The sequence below is a fragment of the Halolamina sp. genome (genome assembly GCF_036626355.1).
Classification (GTDB): Archaea; Halobacteriota; Halobacteria; order Halobacteriales; family Haloferacaceae; genus Halolamina.
This window is the reverse complement of the sequence record NZ_JAZKRY010000026.1, coordinates 18,086-32,992: the sequence shown is the minus strand read 5'-3', so window position 1 is coordinate 32,992 and position 14,907 is coordinate 18,086. Positions and strand designations below refer to the sequence as shown.

At 63.8% G+C, this 14,907-nt stretch carries 13 protein-coding genes; 7 read left to right on the top strand and 6 right to left on the bottom strand.

The features are described 5' to 3' along the window. Positions 1-56 precede the first annotated feature (56 nt). The 4 genes from V5A38_RS06105 to V5A38_RS06090 form a co-directional block, all read right to left on the bottom strand. Positions 57-839 carry a hypothetical protein gene (locus V5A38_RS06105; protein WP_332324857.1) on the bottom strand — a complete coding sequence of 261 codons (783 nt, stop codon included), beginning with the start codon at positions 837-839 and terminating at the stop codon, positions 57-59. A 164-nt stretch (positions 840-1,003) separates the two neighbouring features. Beyond that, entirely contained in the window at positions 1,004-1,876 is an 873-nt protein-coding gene (locus tag V5A38_RS06100; protein WP_332324856.1) for a Zn-ribbon containing protein, read from the bottom strand. Between the two features lie 7 nt (positions 1,877-1,883). Next, positions 1,884-2,288: a DUF2073 domain-containing protein gene (locus V5A38_RS06095; protein WP_332324855.1), complete on the bottom strand. Its 405-nt coding sequence runs from the start codon at positions 2,286-2,288 to the stop codon at positions 1,884-1,886. A gap of 2 nt (positions 2,289-2,290) precedes the next feature. Next, positions 2,291-2,932 (bottom strand): GTP-binding protein, encoded by a 642-nt coding sequence (locus tag V5A38_RS06090; protein ID WP_332324854.1) that lies wholly within the window; start codon positions 2,930-2,932, stop codon positions 2,291-2,293. Positions 2,933-4,091: 1,159 nt separating this feature from the next. On the opposite strand from V5A38_RS06090, the gene V5A38_RS06085 reads away from it, so the two are divergent. After that, positions 4,092-5,744 carry an ORC1-type DNA replication protein gene (locus V5A38_RS06085; RefSeq protein ID WP_332324853.1) on the top strand — a complete coding sequence of 551 codons (1,653 nt, stop codon included), beginning with the start codon at positions 4,092-4,094 and terminating at the stop codon, positions 5,742-5,744. Positions 5,745-5,934: 190 nt separating this feature from the next. On the opposite strand, the gene V5A38_RS06080 is transcribed toward V5A38_RS06085, so the two are convergent. Then, positions 5,935-6,894, bottom strand: a complete 960-nt coding sequence (locus V5A38_RS06080) for a S26 family signal peptidase (RefSeq protein WP_332324852.1) — start codon at positions 6,892-6,894, stop codon at positions 5,935-5,937. Positions 6,895-6,995: 101 nt separating this feature from the next. On the opposite strand from V5A38_RS06080, the gene V5A38_RS06075 reads away from it, so the two are divergent. The 6 genes from V5A38_RS06075 to hisB all read left to right on the top strand — a co-directional run bounded on the left by V5A38_RS06075 (position 6,996) and on the right by hisB (position 14,289). After that, entirely contained in the window at positions 6,996-9,104 is a 2,109-nt protein-coding gene (locus V5A38_RS06075) for a S9 family peptidase (protein ID WP_332324851.1), read from the top strand. 233 nt (positions 9,105-9,337) lie between these two features. Continuing rightward, positions 9,338-9,493: a hypothetical protein gene (locus V5A38_RS06070; protein ID WP_332324850.1), complete on the top strand. Its 156-nt coding sequence runs from the start codon at positions 9,338-9,340 to the stop codon at positions 9,491-9,493. Positions 9,494-9,570: 77 nt separating this feature from the next. Next, positions 9,571-11,241, top strand: coding sequence for a DNA-directed DNA polymerase II small subunit (locus V5A38_RS06065; protein ID WP_332324849.1), 1,671 nt, complete (start codon positions 9,571-9,573; stop codon positions 11,239-11,241). Between the two features lie 622 nt (positions 11,242-11,863). Beyond that, positions 11,864-12,544, top strand: coding sequence for a uracil phosphoribosyltransferase (gene upp / locus V5A38_RS06060; RefSeq protein ID WP_332324848.1), 681 nt, complete (start codon positions 11,864-11,866; stop codon positions 12,542-12,544). A 79-nt stretch (positions 12,545-12,623) separates the two neighbouring features. Then, on the top strand, positions 12,624-13,352 hold the full coding sequence (gene hisA, locus V5A38_RS06055; protein WP_332324847.1) for a 1-(5-phosphoribosyl)-5-[(5-phosphoribosylamino)methylideneamino]imidazole-4-carboxamide isomerase: 729 nt from the start codon (positions 12,624-12,626) through the stop codon (positions 13,350-13,352). A 349-nt stretch (positions 13,353-13,701) separates the two neighbouring features. Continuing rightward, a complete protein-coding gene (gene hisB / locus V5A38_RS06050) occupies positions 13,702-14,289 on the top strand; it encodes an imidazoleglycerol-phosphate dehydratase HisB (protein ID WP_332324846.1) in 588 nt (195 codons plus the stop codon). An 80-nt stretch (positions 14,290-14,369) separates the two neighbouring features. Here the strand turns inward: hisB and V5A38_RS06045 are convergent, their stop codons facing one another. Then, on the bottom strand, positions 14,370-14,906 hold the full coding sequence (locus V5A38_RS06045; protein WP_332324845.1) for a hypothetical protein: 537 nt from the start codon (positions 14,904-14,906) through the stop codon (positions 14,370-14,372). Between the last annotated feature and the right edge of the window lies 1 nt (position 14,907).

The following is a 14,907-nucleotide window of genomic DNA, read 5'->3' as shown; positions in this document are numbered from 1 at the left end:
ACCGATTCGCAGTAATCACTATCAGCCCCGGTTGTGTCGGGTTCGGCTGAGCCCCGTTACTCCGTTAGCGCGTCGACAGTTTTCTCGGCCCATTGCACCGCGTACTCGGCGCCGTGTTCCCGGTAGGCGAGCGTATCGAGCGCCGCGAACGGGGCCGGGAGGTCGAGCCCGTGTTTGACCGCTGAACAGGCGAGTTCCGTGGCGGCGGGGAACTCCGTCTCGCCGCGGGCCACCTCGCCCGGGACCCCTTCGACGCGACCCGTCAATCGCTCGCCTGCGTCGACCCAGGCGTCGTAGAGGGCATCGTACTCGCCCTCCCAGTCCTGGAACCGCTCCCGGCTCTGGAGGCCGACCCACGCGTCGTACAGCGCGAACGCAACCTGATAGACGGAGGCGCCGTCGAGCCCCAGTGCGGCATCGAGTTCGGGGTACTGTTCGCCGAAAAACGGGAGGAAGCTCTCGGGGACGTCGAGATCGAGTTCGACGAACGCCTCGGCAATGAGGAACTCCCGGAACGCTTCGGGCGTGCCGGAAGCACGAGCTTTGACCAGGACCGTCGGCGGCGCTGTCTGGCGGGTCCAGACCACCGTCCCGTCACCGGGAAGCCCGATCGTGAACTCCGGGCCTGCGTACGCCTGGAGCTGGCTGGGCGTGTTCGCTGGGAGCCAGTCAGTCGGATACGCAGCCGGGTCGAGACTGTCGACGACCAGCCCGAGCTCCTCGGCGACCGCGGGCGGAAGGGTTTCGAAATCCTGCTCGACGTCGAGGACCAGAACGTCCGGGGCGCTCTCGCTATGCAGTCGCTCCAGCGTCGGCGTCAGCGGCCGCTCGGTGAACATCAGGCCCCGCTAGCGAGGACGACCTGAAGAACGAGCGCGACCGCAAGTAGCCCGGAGAGACCGATTGTACCGATGACGATTTTTGTCGCCGTGCTCATGAACAGGAGTCGGACCGGTGGCCGCTTAACTGTTTTCAGACGAGAAATATGGGTGGCGACGTCAGCTCAGTCCTCGAAGTCGTGGGTTTCCGGAAAGTCGACCACGTAGCGGCCGTCCTCCTGTAGCGAGATGATGTACTCCTTGCGGTCGTAGAGCTCCATCAGGTTGAGTTCGTACTGCCCCGGCGCCATGATCTTGATGCTCTCGAACTGGTCGTTCAACTCCTCGCGAAGCGTCGAGAGATCGGTTTCCGGGCTATGAATCGCCTCCTCTTCGGAGCCGCGTTCGCTGGCCGCGTTCGGCGATGGTTGATCCTCCGGTGGGCCGACCGCCCCAGAGAGGCTGAACTCCTCGGCGGCCTCCTCGTCCGGTGGCTCCGGCGGCGGCCCCTGTGGGGCGCCCCGACCCCGTTTGGGTCGCTGGAACTCCGAAACCGCTTCGTCGTCGGCATCCGAGAGGCGTTCCCCCTCCGCTTCGGCCATCTTCCGGCGTGCCTCGTCGATTTCTTCTTTGGTGGTCGGCGTGCTGCGTGCGTCACGCTGAGCCTGGTTCTCCTCGGCAGTCGTGGCCTGGTACTCCGCTCCTTCAGGCTGGCTCTCCGCTTCAGCATCCTCCGCGAGTTCGGACATCTCCCGCTCCACGTCGGCGCGGGTGCGAGCCGGGTCGGAAACGGCCTCCGCAGAACTGGCTTGGTCGCGTTCGTCATCCGCCGCGAATTCGGGCATCTCGCGTTCGACGTCCGCTTCAGCACTGTCGTCGCCGCCTTCGGGTTGCCCTGCTGTGGACGCAGACTCGGCCGTTTTGTCCGCCGCTCTCTCTGCTGAGCTGCCGGACGGGTGGAACTGGAACTTGTTCCCCCCGCAGTCCGGGCAGCCCGAAAGCATCTCCTTAGAGCCGTTTTCGAACGCTCGCCCGCAGTTGGTACACTGGTGGGGCATGATATGGTTACTTGCGCGAGACCAACGCGCTGATGAGGTTCTCGTCCTTGTGGAGCGTTTCGATCTGGTTCGCCGGTCCGATGACGGTGAGCTTCTTCGCGTCGTTGTCGTTCCCCAGCAGCCGGTCGAACAGCCCCACGTCACCGGTGCTCGACTGTGGGTAGGTTTCGATCTCGATACCGTTGAACTCGTCGGGGCTGATCTCGGTCATCGTCACCTCGATGAGCTTCGACTCCTCGTCGGGACTGAGCCCCTCTTCGAGGATGACGATGTTCCCCTCGCGGACGCCGTCGAGGATGAGGCGGATCTTCTCCATGCTGGTGAGCCCCTCCATGCGGGCGCCGCTGATCATGTCGACACGAACCCCGTCGTCGGGGGCCTCTTCTTCGTTCTCCCTCGTTGCTTTGGGCATGATCAGGCGAAATACTCCGCGATTTTCTTGTAGACCTCGTCCATGTTGTCGCCTTCCAGGGCGGACAGCGGGATGGTCTCGTGCTGTGGGAACGCGTTGGCGATACGCTGGATATCCGCCTCCTCCTTGTCGATCTTGTTGGCGAGGATGAGCACCGGGAGCTCCTGGCTCTCGATGATGCCGATGAGCATCGTGTTCACCTGCTGGAATGGGTCATTCGTGGCGTCGAGTACGTAGATAACTCCCTCTACGTCCTCACGGAGCCAGTGCATCGCCTCCGCGACGCCCTCCGTCGCCTCCCGGGAGCGCCGGACCGCGTCCTCCTTCTCCATATCGTATTCGACGAACTCCTCGTAGTCAACTTTCGTCGTCACCCCCGGCGTGTCGACGATGTCGATAGTGACCTCCTTGCCGTTACGCTCGATAGTGACGTCCTCCTTTCGACGGGCACGGCGCGTTTCGTGGGGGATGTGGCTCTCCGGTCCCACGGCGTCGCCGGTCCAGTCGCGAGCAATGCGATTCGCCAGCGTGGTCTTTCCGGCGTTCGGTGGTCCATAGATCCCGATTCGCTTGGGCTCGCCGGACGCGAACAGGCCGTCTGTGACCCGCGTAATACTATCTTTCAGACTCGTGAGCAGACCCATTTTGCCTCCTTCCCCCCTATCGGCGCGGAGGGCTGTTGTATTCAGTAGCGCCTGCGATATACTTAAGTATGGCGTCAGACGCGGTCAGAACCGCAAGAATCGATAGCGATAGCCGAGTAAAGGCATCTTCGCCAACGTGGGGACAACGCGGGGCAACTCGCGTCCAGAACAGTCCGAAATGGCGTGTTAACTCGAGAAGATGATGGGAGATGCGTCAGTGATATGTTTCGCGGCTTTGATCACGTACGGAAGCTGTCGACACACCCGAGATCGGCGTCGATGCTCGATCGACCTATATTCTCGGTTCCACTTCGAGAAGAGAACCGTGACAGCCTACTGCTGTTCTGTTCGACCTGAAACAGGGGTGTAGGCAGGTTAAAGTGGGTGTTCGAAGGTCGAGTAGAGCCCGTATAGCCTGTCACTGGTGCCGTTTACAGCCGAACTGGTTTCAGTGGACGGTGACGCTGAACCCCCACCCCTCTATTTCGGGTGGAACAACGGAACAGACGGGGGTGGGGGTGGCCAGTTCAGCACTGAAACTGTAACTACTCGAACACACTCGCTACTAAATAAACAAAAGCGGTTGCAGTACGGACTAGTCAAGCGCCATTTATTGTAAAAGTATCGTTCGAATACCGGCCGTTTCTGCTGGGACTGTCCCCCCTCCCCCTCCCATTTCACTGTCTCCACCCGAAACGAAGGGGTAGGGGGGTGGCCTGGGGGACCCTGCTTCTTCGTGTCAAAATACTATTACTTCCCGATCGACCTGCAGGGTGAGTCCCGACCAACTGCTGATCACCGCCAGTTATCCTCCCGTCTTCCGTCGATCCAGTCGAAACCGTGGGCGCTGGTGGCTACGGTAAATCGAAAAATCGCTGCAAACCCCTCCCCAATCACTGTGTTCGTTCCACCGGAAACGAGGGGGTTCCCCTTTGATTACGCGTCGAACGACGGTTGTGCTGTTACCGACCACCCTTCGAATAATGGAACGCAGCCTCACAGGGATAGGTTTTTACGACACCTCTTCTTTTGGTTCGAGTGCATCAACTGGACGGTACCTCGCGGCTGCGCTTCGACAAAAGGCCCGTATTGCGCCTTACAGCCGTCACACCTATCGGATCGGGGACCGTGTTCCAGTCGAAACGTAGGGGTTTCAAACATGCCAGATACCGACGATAACTCGACGGATGGGGACGAGACGCGGGAGGAGGACCGGGAGGACTGGCGGGGGACAGATAGCCAACCAGTGGAGACGGATGCCGAGAGTTCGGCCACCGGTGAGCCGCCCTCGACGACCATCGATGCCGACGTGAACCTCGATACAGGGGGCGTCGATATTGACCGCATGCTCGGTGAGGAGGACGAGGACAGCCAGGGGCTGTTTGACGATCTGATGGCTGGCGAGCCCATCTTCCAGAACAAGGAGGTGCTTCGACCCTCGTACACCCCGCACGAACTCCCGCACCGGACCGACCAGATCAATCAGATGGCGACGATCCTTGTCTCGGCGCTCCGTGGAGACACGCCCTCGAATATCCTTATTTACGGCAAAACAGGTACTGGGAAAACCGCGAGCGCCAAGTTCGTCAGCCAGGAACTCGAGTCCACTTCACAGAAGTACGACGTCCCCTGCGAGGTGGAGTATATTAATTGTGAGATCACTGATACGCAGTACAGGGTGCTCGCCCAGCTCGCGAACAAGTTCATCGAGAAGAACCGAGTCGTCGTCGACAAGCGACTTGAGGAACTCCGAACGCTTCGGGACTCCGGGGCTGACGAGTCGCGTGCGGGCGGGGCTGACCCGAATCGCTCGGACACCGAGCCACTGGTGACGGCGGAGGACGGTGCGCTGGATGCCGTCGAGTTCGCCGGCGTCGAAGCTATCGACGAGCGAATCGCCGAACTGGAGGCTGACCGCGAGGAGATGGAGGAGGTGCCGATGACCGGGTGGCCCACCGACCGGGTCTACACCACGTTTTTCGACGCGATCGATTATCACGAACGCGTGGTCGTCATCATGCTGGACGAGATCGACAAACTCGTCGAGAAATCCGGTGACGACACGCTCTACAATCTCTCGCGGATGAACTCGGAACTGGAGAACTCCCGTATCTCTATCATGGGCATCTCGAACGACCTGAAGTTCACCGATTTCCTCGACCCCCGGGTCAAATCGAGTCTCGGCGAGGAGGAGATCGTCTTTCCGCCCTACGACGCCAACCAGCTCCGGGACATCCTCCAGCATCGGGCGGAGGTCGCGTTCAAAGCGGACGCGCTCACCGACGACGTGATTCCGCTCTGTGCCGCTTTCGCCGCCCAGGAACACGGGGACGCGCGACGGGCGCTGGATCTGCTCCGGACGGCCGGCGAACTCGCCGAACGCAGCCAGGCCGAAACCGTCGAGGAGCGTCACGTCCGCCAGGCCCAGGACAAGATCGAACTCGACCGGGTCGTCGAAGTCGTCCGCACGCTGCCGACCCAGAGCAAGATCGTGCTGTTTGCGACCATCCTCCTTGAGAAAAACGGCGTCCACAACATCAACACCGGCGAGGTGTTCAACATCTACAAGCGCCTCTGTGAGGAGATCGACGCCGACGTGCTCACCCAGCGACGCGTCACCGACCTCATCAGCGAACTCGATATGCTGGGCATCGTCAACGCCGTGGTGGTCTCCAAAGGGCGCTACGGTCGCACGAAGGAGATTTCGCTCTCGGTCCCCATCGAAGAAACCGAGGCAGTGCTGCTCAGTGACTCCCGCCTCGGCGATATCGAGAACGCCCAACCCTTCGTTCAGGCCCGCTTCGACAACTGAGCAGGAGAATTTCACCGTCGTCGCTTCTTTCTCGACCACCCATCGGCAACCCCCTCCGTTTCAACTGCACCACGCCGTATCTTCGGGTAGAACGCTTCTTCAGGCGAAATCGTTCGACCTGTTCCAGTTGAAGTAGAGGCCTGAACTGGACCGTCGAGGGGAACCTTCGCATATCGGCGAAAACGGCGCGTCAGGCGGCGACAGGGCCGCCAGCACTGTTCGACGCTGCCCGCAGCTTCTCGGGTCCCGAGTCGAGACTCCGCTGGCTGCCGACACTGGGGTCGTCGGCGTCGACGACTGCCCCGGACACAGAGTGACGGCGAGTTGTCACGACGCTGGAACCAGTGGGCGCTGCTACTGACGGGCCGGCTACTGGAGTCGAACCCCTGGGGTCTGGACCAGAATCAGGCATCCCCGGAGCGAGACCGGGAGCCATGGGGGTGCCTGCTCCGGAGGCCACACCCGGAATAACGGGGTTAGCTGTTGCAGCGCCGGAGAAGCCCAGTCGGATCCAGCCGAGATACGGAATGCGGAGGCGGGCGGTGCCGACGAGCCATTCGGGTTTCACCGGCGTGCTGATCCCGTTGGCCTGGTCGTAGTAGGGGTTGTTGTCCCCCTTGGTTACGAAGCCCGAATGGGGCGCGGGACAGTTGAGGAGCTCCGCACAGCTATCGGCGGTGATATACTCCTTGTTAGCCTCCTCGTACCAGTTCTCGCCCTCGTTCACCCAGAAGCGCGCCCGATGGATGATGGGCGGCCCGAACGTCGAGGGGTTCTTGTACACCACGACGGAGCCGTAGCTGCCGAACGTTCGGTACTCGTTCTGTTCGCCGGCGCGGTAGGTGACGACTCCCGTCTCATCGCGGTCGTAGTCGGGCATATAGCGCCCCGTCTCGGTGACGAAGATGAGGTCGCCTTTCTGCATATTCGGGTCCATGCTGCCGCTCTCGACGGCGACCATCGGCGGCCAGACGCCGCTGATCGCGAACAGCAGCAGGCCGACCGCTGCGACGGTGGCCATGCTGGTGAGCAGCTCGCGGATAAACATCAGCGGCCCGGTCTCGGCGGTGCGGAATCGCGTGAGTAGACTCTCGTCGTCCGCTGCCCCGGCGGAGGGTCGCTCCGGTGGCGGCCCGTCTCCTGCACTCATCTACGAATGGGTTCTGCCGGGGCGGGTATAGGGTTTCTGTCTGGCTCTGTCCTCACGGCCGTAACCGATACCCTTTCGGTTCATAGGGCCGGCCTCGGAGTATGGCACGAGTCCAAGCGGCGGACTACCACGATATCGCGAAGCCCGGCGACGTGCGTCTGTCGCCCGACGGCGAGCAGGTCGCGTTCGTCCGGAAGGTCCCTGACGACGAAGAGAGCTACGAGTCGACGGTGTATCTGGCACCCAGCGACGGGAGCGAGGAACCACGCCAGTTCACCGTCTCCGAGGGCACCGATAGCCAGCCGCGCTGGTCGCCCGACGGCTCCCGCATTGCCTTCGTCTCCAACCGCGGCAAAGACGACGACCGCCCGCAGCTCTGGCTCATCCCTGTAGGCGGCGGCGAAGCACGCCAGGTGACCGAGGTGCCCGCGGGTGTGCAGGACATCTCCTGGTCGCCCGACGGCTCCCGCATCGCCTTCACCCAGTCGACCACCCCGGACGAGCGCGAGGAGGGCCTCGACGTCGACATCAGTGACGAGGATGAGTACGAACGCGAGGAGCCCGACCCCCGGGTCATCGACCGCACCGTCTATCGCTCCGGCGAGAACTACTTCGACGGTGCGCGCTCGCACGTCTACGTCGCCCACATCGGCGACGGGTTGCCGAGTAGCGAGGACGTGGAGGTCGAACGCCTCACAGGTGGCGAAATCGATCACGAGGCACCCGAGTGGGGCGACGAAACGACGCTCTACTATGCAGCAAACGACGTCGGCGAGGACCCCGACGACTCAGTTCGCTACTCCATCTACGCCTACGATACCGAGACTGACGAGACTGAGGCGGTTCACGAGTCCAGCGGCTGGGGCGCCGGGCTCGCCGCCAACGAGACGGGCGAGGTCGCCTTCCTCTACAGCGAGGAGGAGCAGTCGAGCATCCAGCCGACCGAGCTCAAAGTGCTCGACGTACAGACCAGCGAGGTCTCGTGGGTCACCGAAGCGATCGACCGCGGGCTGGGATACGAGGCTACGCCGCAGTGGACCCCCGAGGGGGACCGTGTCGTCTTCTCGACGCCCGACGAGGGGAAAACGAGCGTCTGGATCGCCCCGGGCGACGCCAGCGAGCTGCCGAGCCGCGTCGTCCGCCCGGGCGCCGTCAGCGCGGGCCACGTCGGCGAGGAGCGCTTTGCTTTCGCGATGAGCGAGTGGAACCACCCCGGCGACGTGTTCACCTGCACGCGCGAGCAGGCGAGCGAATCCGGTCTCGACGGCAGCGTCGGGGTCGAGCGCGAGGAGTGTGTCCGAATCTCGGAGCTCAACGCGGCGTATCTGGACGACGTCGAACCCCAGGAGCCCGAGGAGCTCCACTTCGAGTCCGCGCAGGGCGACGTTCACGGCTGGACCATCACTCCCGAGGGGTTCGATGAGGACGGGGAGTATCCCCTCGCTGTCGAGGTCCACGGTGGTCCCCACGCGATGTGGACCACAGCCGGGACGATGTGGCACGAGTTCCAGACACTCGCGGCCCGTGGCTACGTGGTGTTCTGGTCGAACCCGCGTGGCTCGACTGGCTACGGCAAGCAGTTCATGCAGGCGATCGAGCGCAACTGGGGTGACGTGACGCTGACGGACGTGATGGCCGGTGTCGACCTCCTGACCGACCGCGAGTACGTCGATGAGGACGACGTCCACCTCACGGGCGGCTCATTCGGCGGCTACATGACCTCTTGGGCAGTCGGCCAGTCTGAGTTCTTCACCTCGGCCGTCTCTCAGCGTGGCGTCTACGACCTCACCGGCTTCTACGGCTCCACCGACGGCGCCTACAAGCTCGTCGAGGGCGACTTCGACGCGACCCCGTGGGAGGACACAGGGTTCCTCTGGGAGCAGTCTCCGACCGGGCACGCCCACAAGGTTGAGACACCGACGCTGGTCATCCACTCCGACGACGACTATCGCACTCCGGTCTGCACGGCGGAACTCTGGTACCGGATGCTCCGCAAACAGGGCACCGACACCCGGTTCGTGCGTTATCCGCGCGAGGGTCACGAGCTCTCTCGCTCGGGCGAACCCGGGCACATCGTCGACCGAATCGAGCGCATCGTTCGCTGGTTCGACGGCTACAGCGAACAGCAGGACGCGGCTATCGCGCTCGAACGCGAGCCCAACGAGGGGCTCTCTGCCGGGGAGGACGAGGACGCCGAGAACGAGACGTAAGGCGTCATCGCCAGGCGGATCTCCGAGGACGGGGGAGGGAGTCTTCCCCTGGCCGTCAGACAATCCCACATCAGGCGGTTTCGATAGGAAGCGAAGGGGTTCCAGGATGGCGAAAAACCGTCTGTGCTCTACCCGAAACAGGGGGTTGATCGCTGCTCACGGCGCTGAACACCGGACTCGGCCGCCAGCGTCACCCCAGAAAACACGTAGCCAGTTGGCAGGAACAGCCGAGTATGAACCGCCGCAAGGCCGCCGTTGCCCTCCTCGTCGTCGGCCTGGTTGTGGCGGCTGTCGTGCAGGTGCTCGTGCTCTTGGCTCTCGTTCTCTACGCGCTCACACTCTGGCGCAACGACTCGTCTGACCGAGCACACGGTTCGTTTTGCCTCTGAGTCCAGCAGCAGACTGTCGCCGGCATCGCTGGAGCGCGGTCACTACGTTTTTTATCGTCCACCTCGGAGAGCAGTGCGTGCCACAGGAGTCCCACCGGCGGCTCGTCCGAGAACTCACGAGCCGCGGCTACAACGCCGATAGAGAGGCCGTGACGCTACTGGCGAACGCCGCGGACCCTGACCTCGCTCTGGAAGCCGCCGTGGACACCGCGCCGGCGGACGCGTTCATCATCACGACCGAGCACGTCGAGCGAGCGCTGGAGGGGGGCCTGCTCACCGATAGCTCGGCTGCGTCCGATGGGCAGTCTCTCGGAGACGAGACGGCTATCCGGGAGAACGCGACGACCGATATGGGCGCCGGCAACGACCCCCCGCCGGCGGAGAAGCAGGAGACTGGGAACAAGGACGACGGTGAGCCCCCTGTTTCAACTGGAGACAACAAACCCGAAAACCACCCGTCTGAGAGTGGAAGTGGAGTTGAAACAAGGGGGTATCGGTCAACGGAGCCCACCGCGAGCGCTGTCGGAAACCGCTCACCACCACCCCCGGAGATTCGCAACGACGTCACCGGACAGAGCACCGGGACCGGCGAGTACGAGCAGTTCGTCGGCGTGTTCCGCGACCGCTACGAACGGCTCTCGGGGCTGTTGAAAAGTCGGGTGAACCACCGACCCGCCGAGGCCATCCAGTCGATGAGCGGCGGAACCGACACCGAGATGATCGGCCTCGTCGACGACGTCCGCTCGACGGCGTCGGGCCACTGGATCATCGAACTGGAGGACACCACCGGGACGTTCCCCTGTCTGGTGATGAAAGACCGGGCGTTCGCGCCGCTCGTCGACGACCTGCTCATGGACGAGTGTCTCGCCGTCGCTGGGACGCTGGCCGACGACGGGGGAATCATGTTCGTCGACGAACTCCACTTCCCCGACGTCCCGCGGACCCACAGGCCGAGTACCGCAGACCGCCATGTGCAGGCGGCGCTCATCTCCGACGTCCACGTCGGGAGCCAGGAGTTCGCCGCCGAGGCGTGGAACCGCTTTACGGAGTGGCTCCAGACCCCGGAAGCGGAGGCGGTGGAGTATCTCCTCATCGGCGGCGATATGGTCGAGGGGGTCGGAGTCTACCCTGACCAGGACGAGGAACTGGACGTCGTCGACATCTACGACCAGTACGAGGCGTTCTCGGAGCGGCTGAAGCAGGTGCCCGGCGACATGGAGATCGTGATGATCCCGGGAAACCACGACGCCGTCCGGCTCGCGGAGCCCCAGCCCGCCTTCACCGAGAAGCTCCGGGACATCATGAGCGCCCACGACGCCCGGTTCACGGGCAACCCCTCGACGGTGACCATCGAGGGGGTATCGGTGTTAATGTACCACGGGGTCTCCCTCGACGAGGTCATCGCCGAACTCCCGGAGGAGAACGCCAGCTACGACGAGCCCCACAAGGCGATGTACCAGCTGTTGAAGAAGCGCCACGTCGCCCCGCAGTACGGTGGCCACACCCGGCTCGCGCCGGAGGAGCAGGATTACCTGGTCATCGACGAGGTGCCCGACGTGTTCCACACCGGTCACGTCCACAAGCTGGGATGGGGAAAGTATCACAACGTCTTGGCGGTCAATTCGGGCTGTTGGCAGGAGCAGACCGATTTCCAGAAGTCGGTCAACATCGAGCCCGATTACGGCTACGCGCCGATTCTGGACCTGGACACGCTGGACATGACGGTCCGGAAGTTCGTTCACACGTAACGAAACTACTGGACGGTAACGAGGCAGGCGGAATCTCTTTGGTCAATCGATTCTGGACAGCTTGCTTGTTGTCGACGACTACGCATGGGAGCTGGGTCTTATATACTGCCGGACAGAACGATGCAACCATCGCTCGCCGTGAATCGGCCGTCAGTTCGTGTGAGAGCCAGAGACTGGTGAGCAACTCTGTATTGACTTCTGTCCGGCAGTATCGTAGAGCAACTGGACCGGGACCGAAAACAGCATCTCGATGCTTGGAGTATAGTGCTACTCCGCCTGCTGCACCACGGCCACAAGTCCTCCCCAACCGGTTCGCTCAGGCGAACCCTTCGTTCACCCCTCAGGCTGAGTCGCGCGACGAAGGCGCGACCGCTTCGCGCCACCGCCGTGGCGGGTGCGGTTGGAAGCGTGCGCTCGCCCGCGTCGGCGAGCGCGCGGGGAGGTGAGGGGGTCCAGTGCTGGGCCGGGCCTCGTGCCCGGAACCCCGCGGTTCCAGCGCCCCTGGGAACTCCGCGATGTTGTTGACAGTGCCGTCGCTGTCTCCCTCCATAATCAGCAAAACACGTCTCCACCTCTCTCCAAATCGCCCCAGTTTATACGCAAGGCGCCATCTCCGTCGGTAATGCCTATCGAGGACCGCGACCAGGCCGCGCTGGTCACGCACGCGCTCGCGAAGGACACGCTCTCGCGCATCCGCGACCGGGAGACCGAACAGGTCGCCTTCCGCAAGGGGCTGGTGAAGCTCGGGCGTATCTGTGGCTACGAGATCATCGACGGCGCGATGGAGACGGAGTACGTCACCGTCCAGACGCCGCTGACCGAGACCACCGGCGAGCGGGTCAAAGGACTCGACGACGTCGTGATCATCAACGTGCTCCGCGCGGCGACGCCGTTCGTCGAAGGGCTGCTGAAAGCGTTCCCCCGCGCCAAACAGGGTGTCATCTCCGCCGGCCGCGACGAGGAGGCCGGGATGGACGAAACGGGGGCGTTCCCCATCTCCGTCGACTACCAGAAGCTCCCCGAGATCACCGAGGAGGACACCGTCGTCGTCGCCGACCCGATGCTGGCCACGGGGTCGACGATGTGCACGGTGCTCGAGCACGTGTTCGACGAGGCCGACGCGATGCCCGAGGACCTGTTCGTGCTCTCGGCAGTCTCGGCCCCGGACGGGCTGCTCCGGGTCAGTGACGAGTACCCCGAGGCCGACCTGCTGACGGTCGCGATCGACGACGGGCTCGACGAGCATGGGTTCATCGTCCCTGGGCTGGGCGACGCAGGCGACAGGGCGTTCCGCACGACATAACGCTGCCTGCGTCTCTCGGTCTGCCGTCCCGTTCGGCGCTTCCGCTACCCCTAAACCCCGCGTTCCCGTTTCCGCAGACATGAGCCAGTTCTCGACGTTCGAACTCATCCCCGCCGTCGACGTACAGGACGGCGAGGCGGTCCAACTTGTGCAGGGCGAGCGAGACAGCGGGAAGCGCTACGGCGATCCGGTCGAGGCCGCACAGCGCTGGCTCGAGGAGGGGGCTGAGACCCTGCATTTGGTCGATCTGGATGGGGCGTTCGAAGGCCAGCGGGGCAACGCCGACGCCATCGAGGCCACCATCTCGGCAACTGGACCGGCGCACGACGTGCAGGTCGGCGGTGGCATCCGGACGCAGGACGACGCCGAATCCTTGCTCGACCTCGGCGCTGACCGGGTGATTCTGGGGACTGCAGCCGTCGAGGAGCCCGAACTCGTCGGGCGTATCAGCGGGGATCACCCCGGAAGTGTCATGGTGAGCCTCGACGCGAAAGAAGGCGAGGTGGTCGTTTCCGGGTGGACCGAGGGGACGGGGCTGGATCCTGCGGAGGCCGCCGCCCGCTACGAGGAGTTCGGTGCGGGCTCGATTCTGTTCACGAACGTCGATGTCGAGGGGCAGCTGGAAGGAATCGACCGCGAGGCGGTCGAGCGAGTGGTGGATGCGGTGGATATTCCGGTGGTTGCCAGTGGCGGGGTGACTGAGCTGGACGACGTCGCTGCGCTCCGGGAGGCGGGTGCTGCGGCGGTGGTTGTCGGGACCGCGTTGTACGAGGGCCGGTTCTCGTTGCGTGAGGGGATGTCTGTTTGAGTTTTCTGCATCTGAGTTCGTGTAAGTGGGTTCTGACTCGCGACGGCAACTGCTAACAGCGTCTCGAAGCTTGCCCAATTGGACCGCACCGGTTTCCGCGCCGCGGCCACAAGCCTCCCCAGCCGAGTCGCTCGGGCTTACCCCTCGTGCCCGGCACTCTGCAGTCCACGAGTCCCTGGGGACTCCGCGGTGGTGTTGCTGTCTGCGGTCCCAGAGTCCAGGCACACTCCGCGGTCCTGTCTACGGTGCTGTGCTTGACCTCCGAATCACCAACCACGCCAACACCAACCGATACCGAACCTGATCAGAGAGCGCAATCGCTTTGCTCCCCCGCCCCACGCGAACACATGTGAGCGAACGCCACGCATCCGTACACCGCGAGACTGCGGAAACGTCGATCGACTGCAGCCTCACCATCGACGGCGACGGCGAGAGCAGCGTCGACACCGGCATCGGCTTCTTCGATCACATGCTCGACTCCTTCGCCCGCCACGGGCTCTTCGACCTCGAACTCACCTGTGACGGCGACCTCGAAATCGACGACCACCACACCGTCGAGGACGTGGCTATCGTCGTCGGGCAGGCGTTCGACGGGGCGCTCGGCGACCGGGCCGGCATCCGCCGGTTCGCCGACCGCGTCGTGCCGATGGACGAGGCCCAGGCCAGCGTCGTCGTCGACGTCTCCGGCCGTCCCTCCTATCGGTTCGACGGCGAGTTCTCCCAGCAGCGCGTCGGTGGCTTCACCAGCATCCTCGCACGGCATTTCCCACGTTCACTTGGCCAGCACGCCGGGCTCACGCTCCACGTCGAGGTGGAGGGGGCCAACGCCCATCACGAGGTCGAGGCGCTGTTCAAGGGACTGGCGCGCGCGCTCGACGACGCAACCCGTCGCGACGAGCGCCGAAGCGACACGCCGAGCACGAAAGGCGAACTGTAAACTACCCCACCCTACTCCCTCGGCGTATACGCGCCTCGCTGCTTGAGGCCGGAGGCTCCAGCTTGAACTACGCTGAACGGTCAGGACCGGTAGAACTGGCCGTCCTCTTCGCGGAGCCGACCCGTCTCGACGGCGTGGTCGAGCACGGTGTTCAGTTCGTGGCGCTCCAGATCGTACGCGCCGGCGAGCATCGACTCCACCTCGGAGCGGGCCAGCGGGAACTCCCGGTTCGAGAGCATTCGCATCGCACGCCGGTAGCTCGGTGGTGTCGACTCCCCGGCTGGGCCGCTTTCAGCCTCGGCACTCTCCGAAGATTCGTTCGCCCCACCGTCGCCTGCGGATGCAATCGTGACGCCAGACTCGCCAGGGTCGTTCGATGTGGTCGCCTCACTTGCGTCCCTCACCGCCTCGCCTGCTGAGCGCTCGCTTCCCGCTGCACCGTCGTCGAGCCGTTCGGTTAGCGGCTCGATGACTTCCAGGAGCTTCGTCTTGCACTGGTCACAGAGCACCGCCGACTGCGGGGCGTCGCCGTTGGGGGTGAACCGCGGCGGGATAACGGCGTACTCCTGTACGTTCTCGGAGGTACCACAGAAGTAACACGACTGGAAATCGGGCATG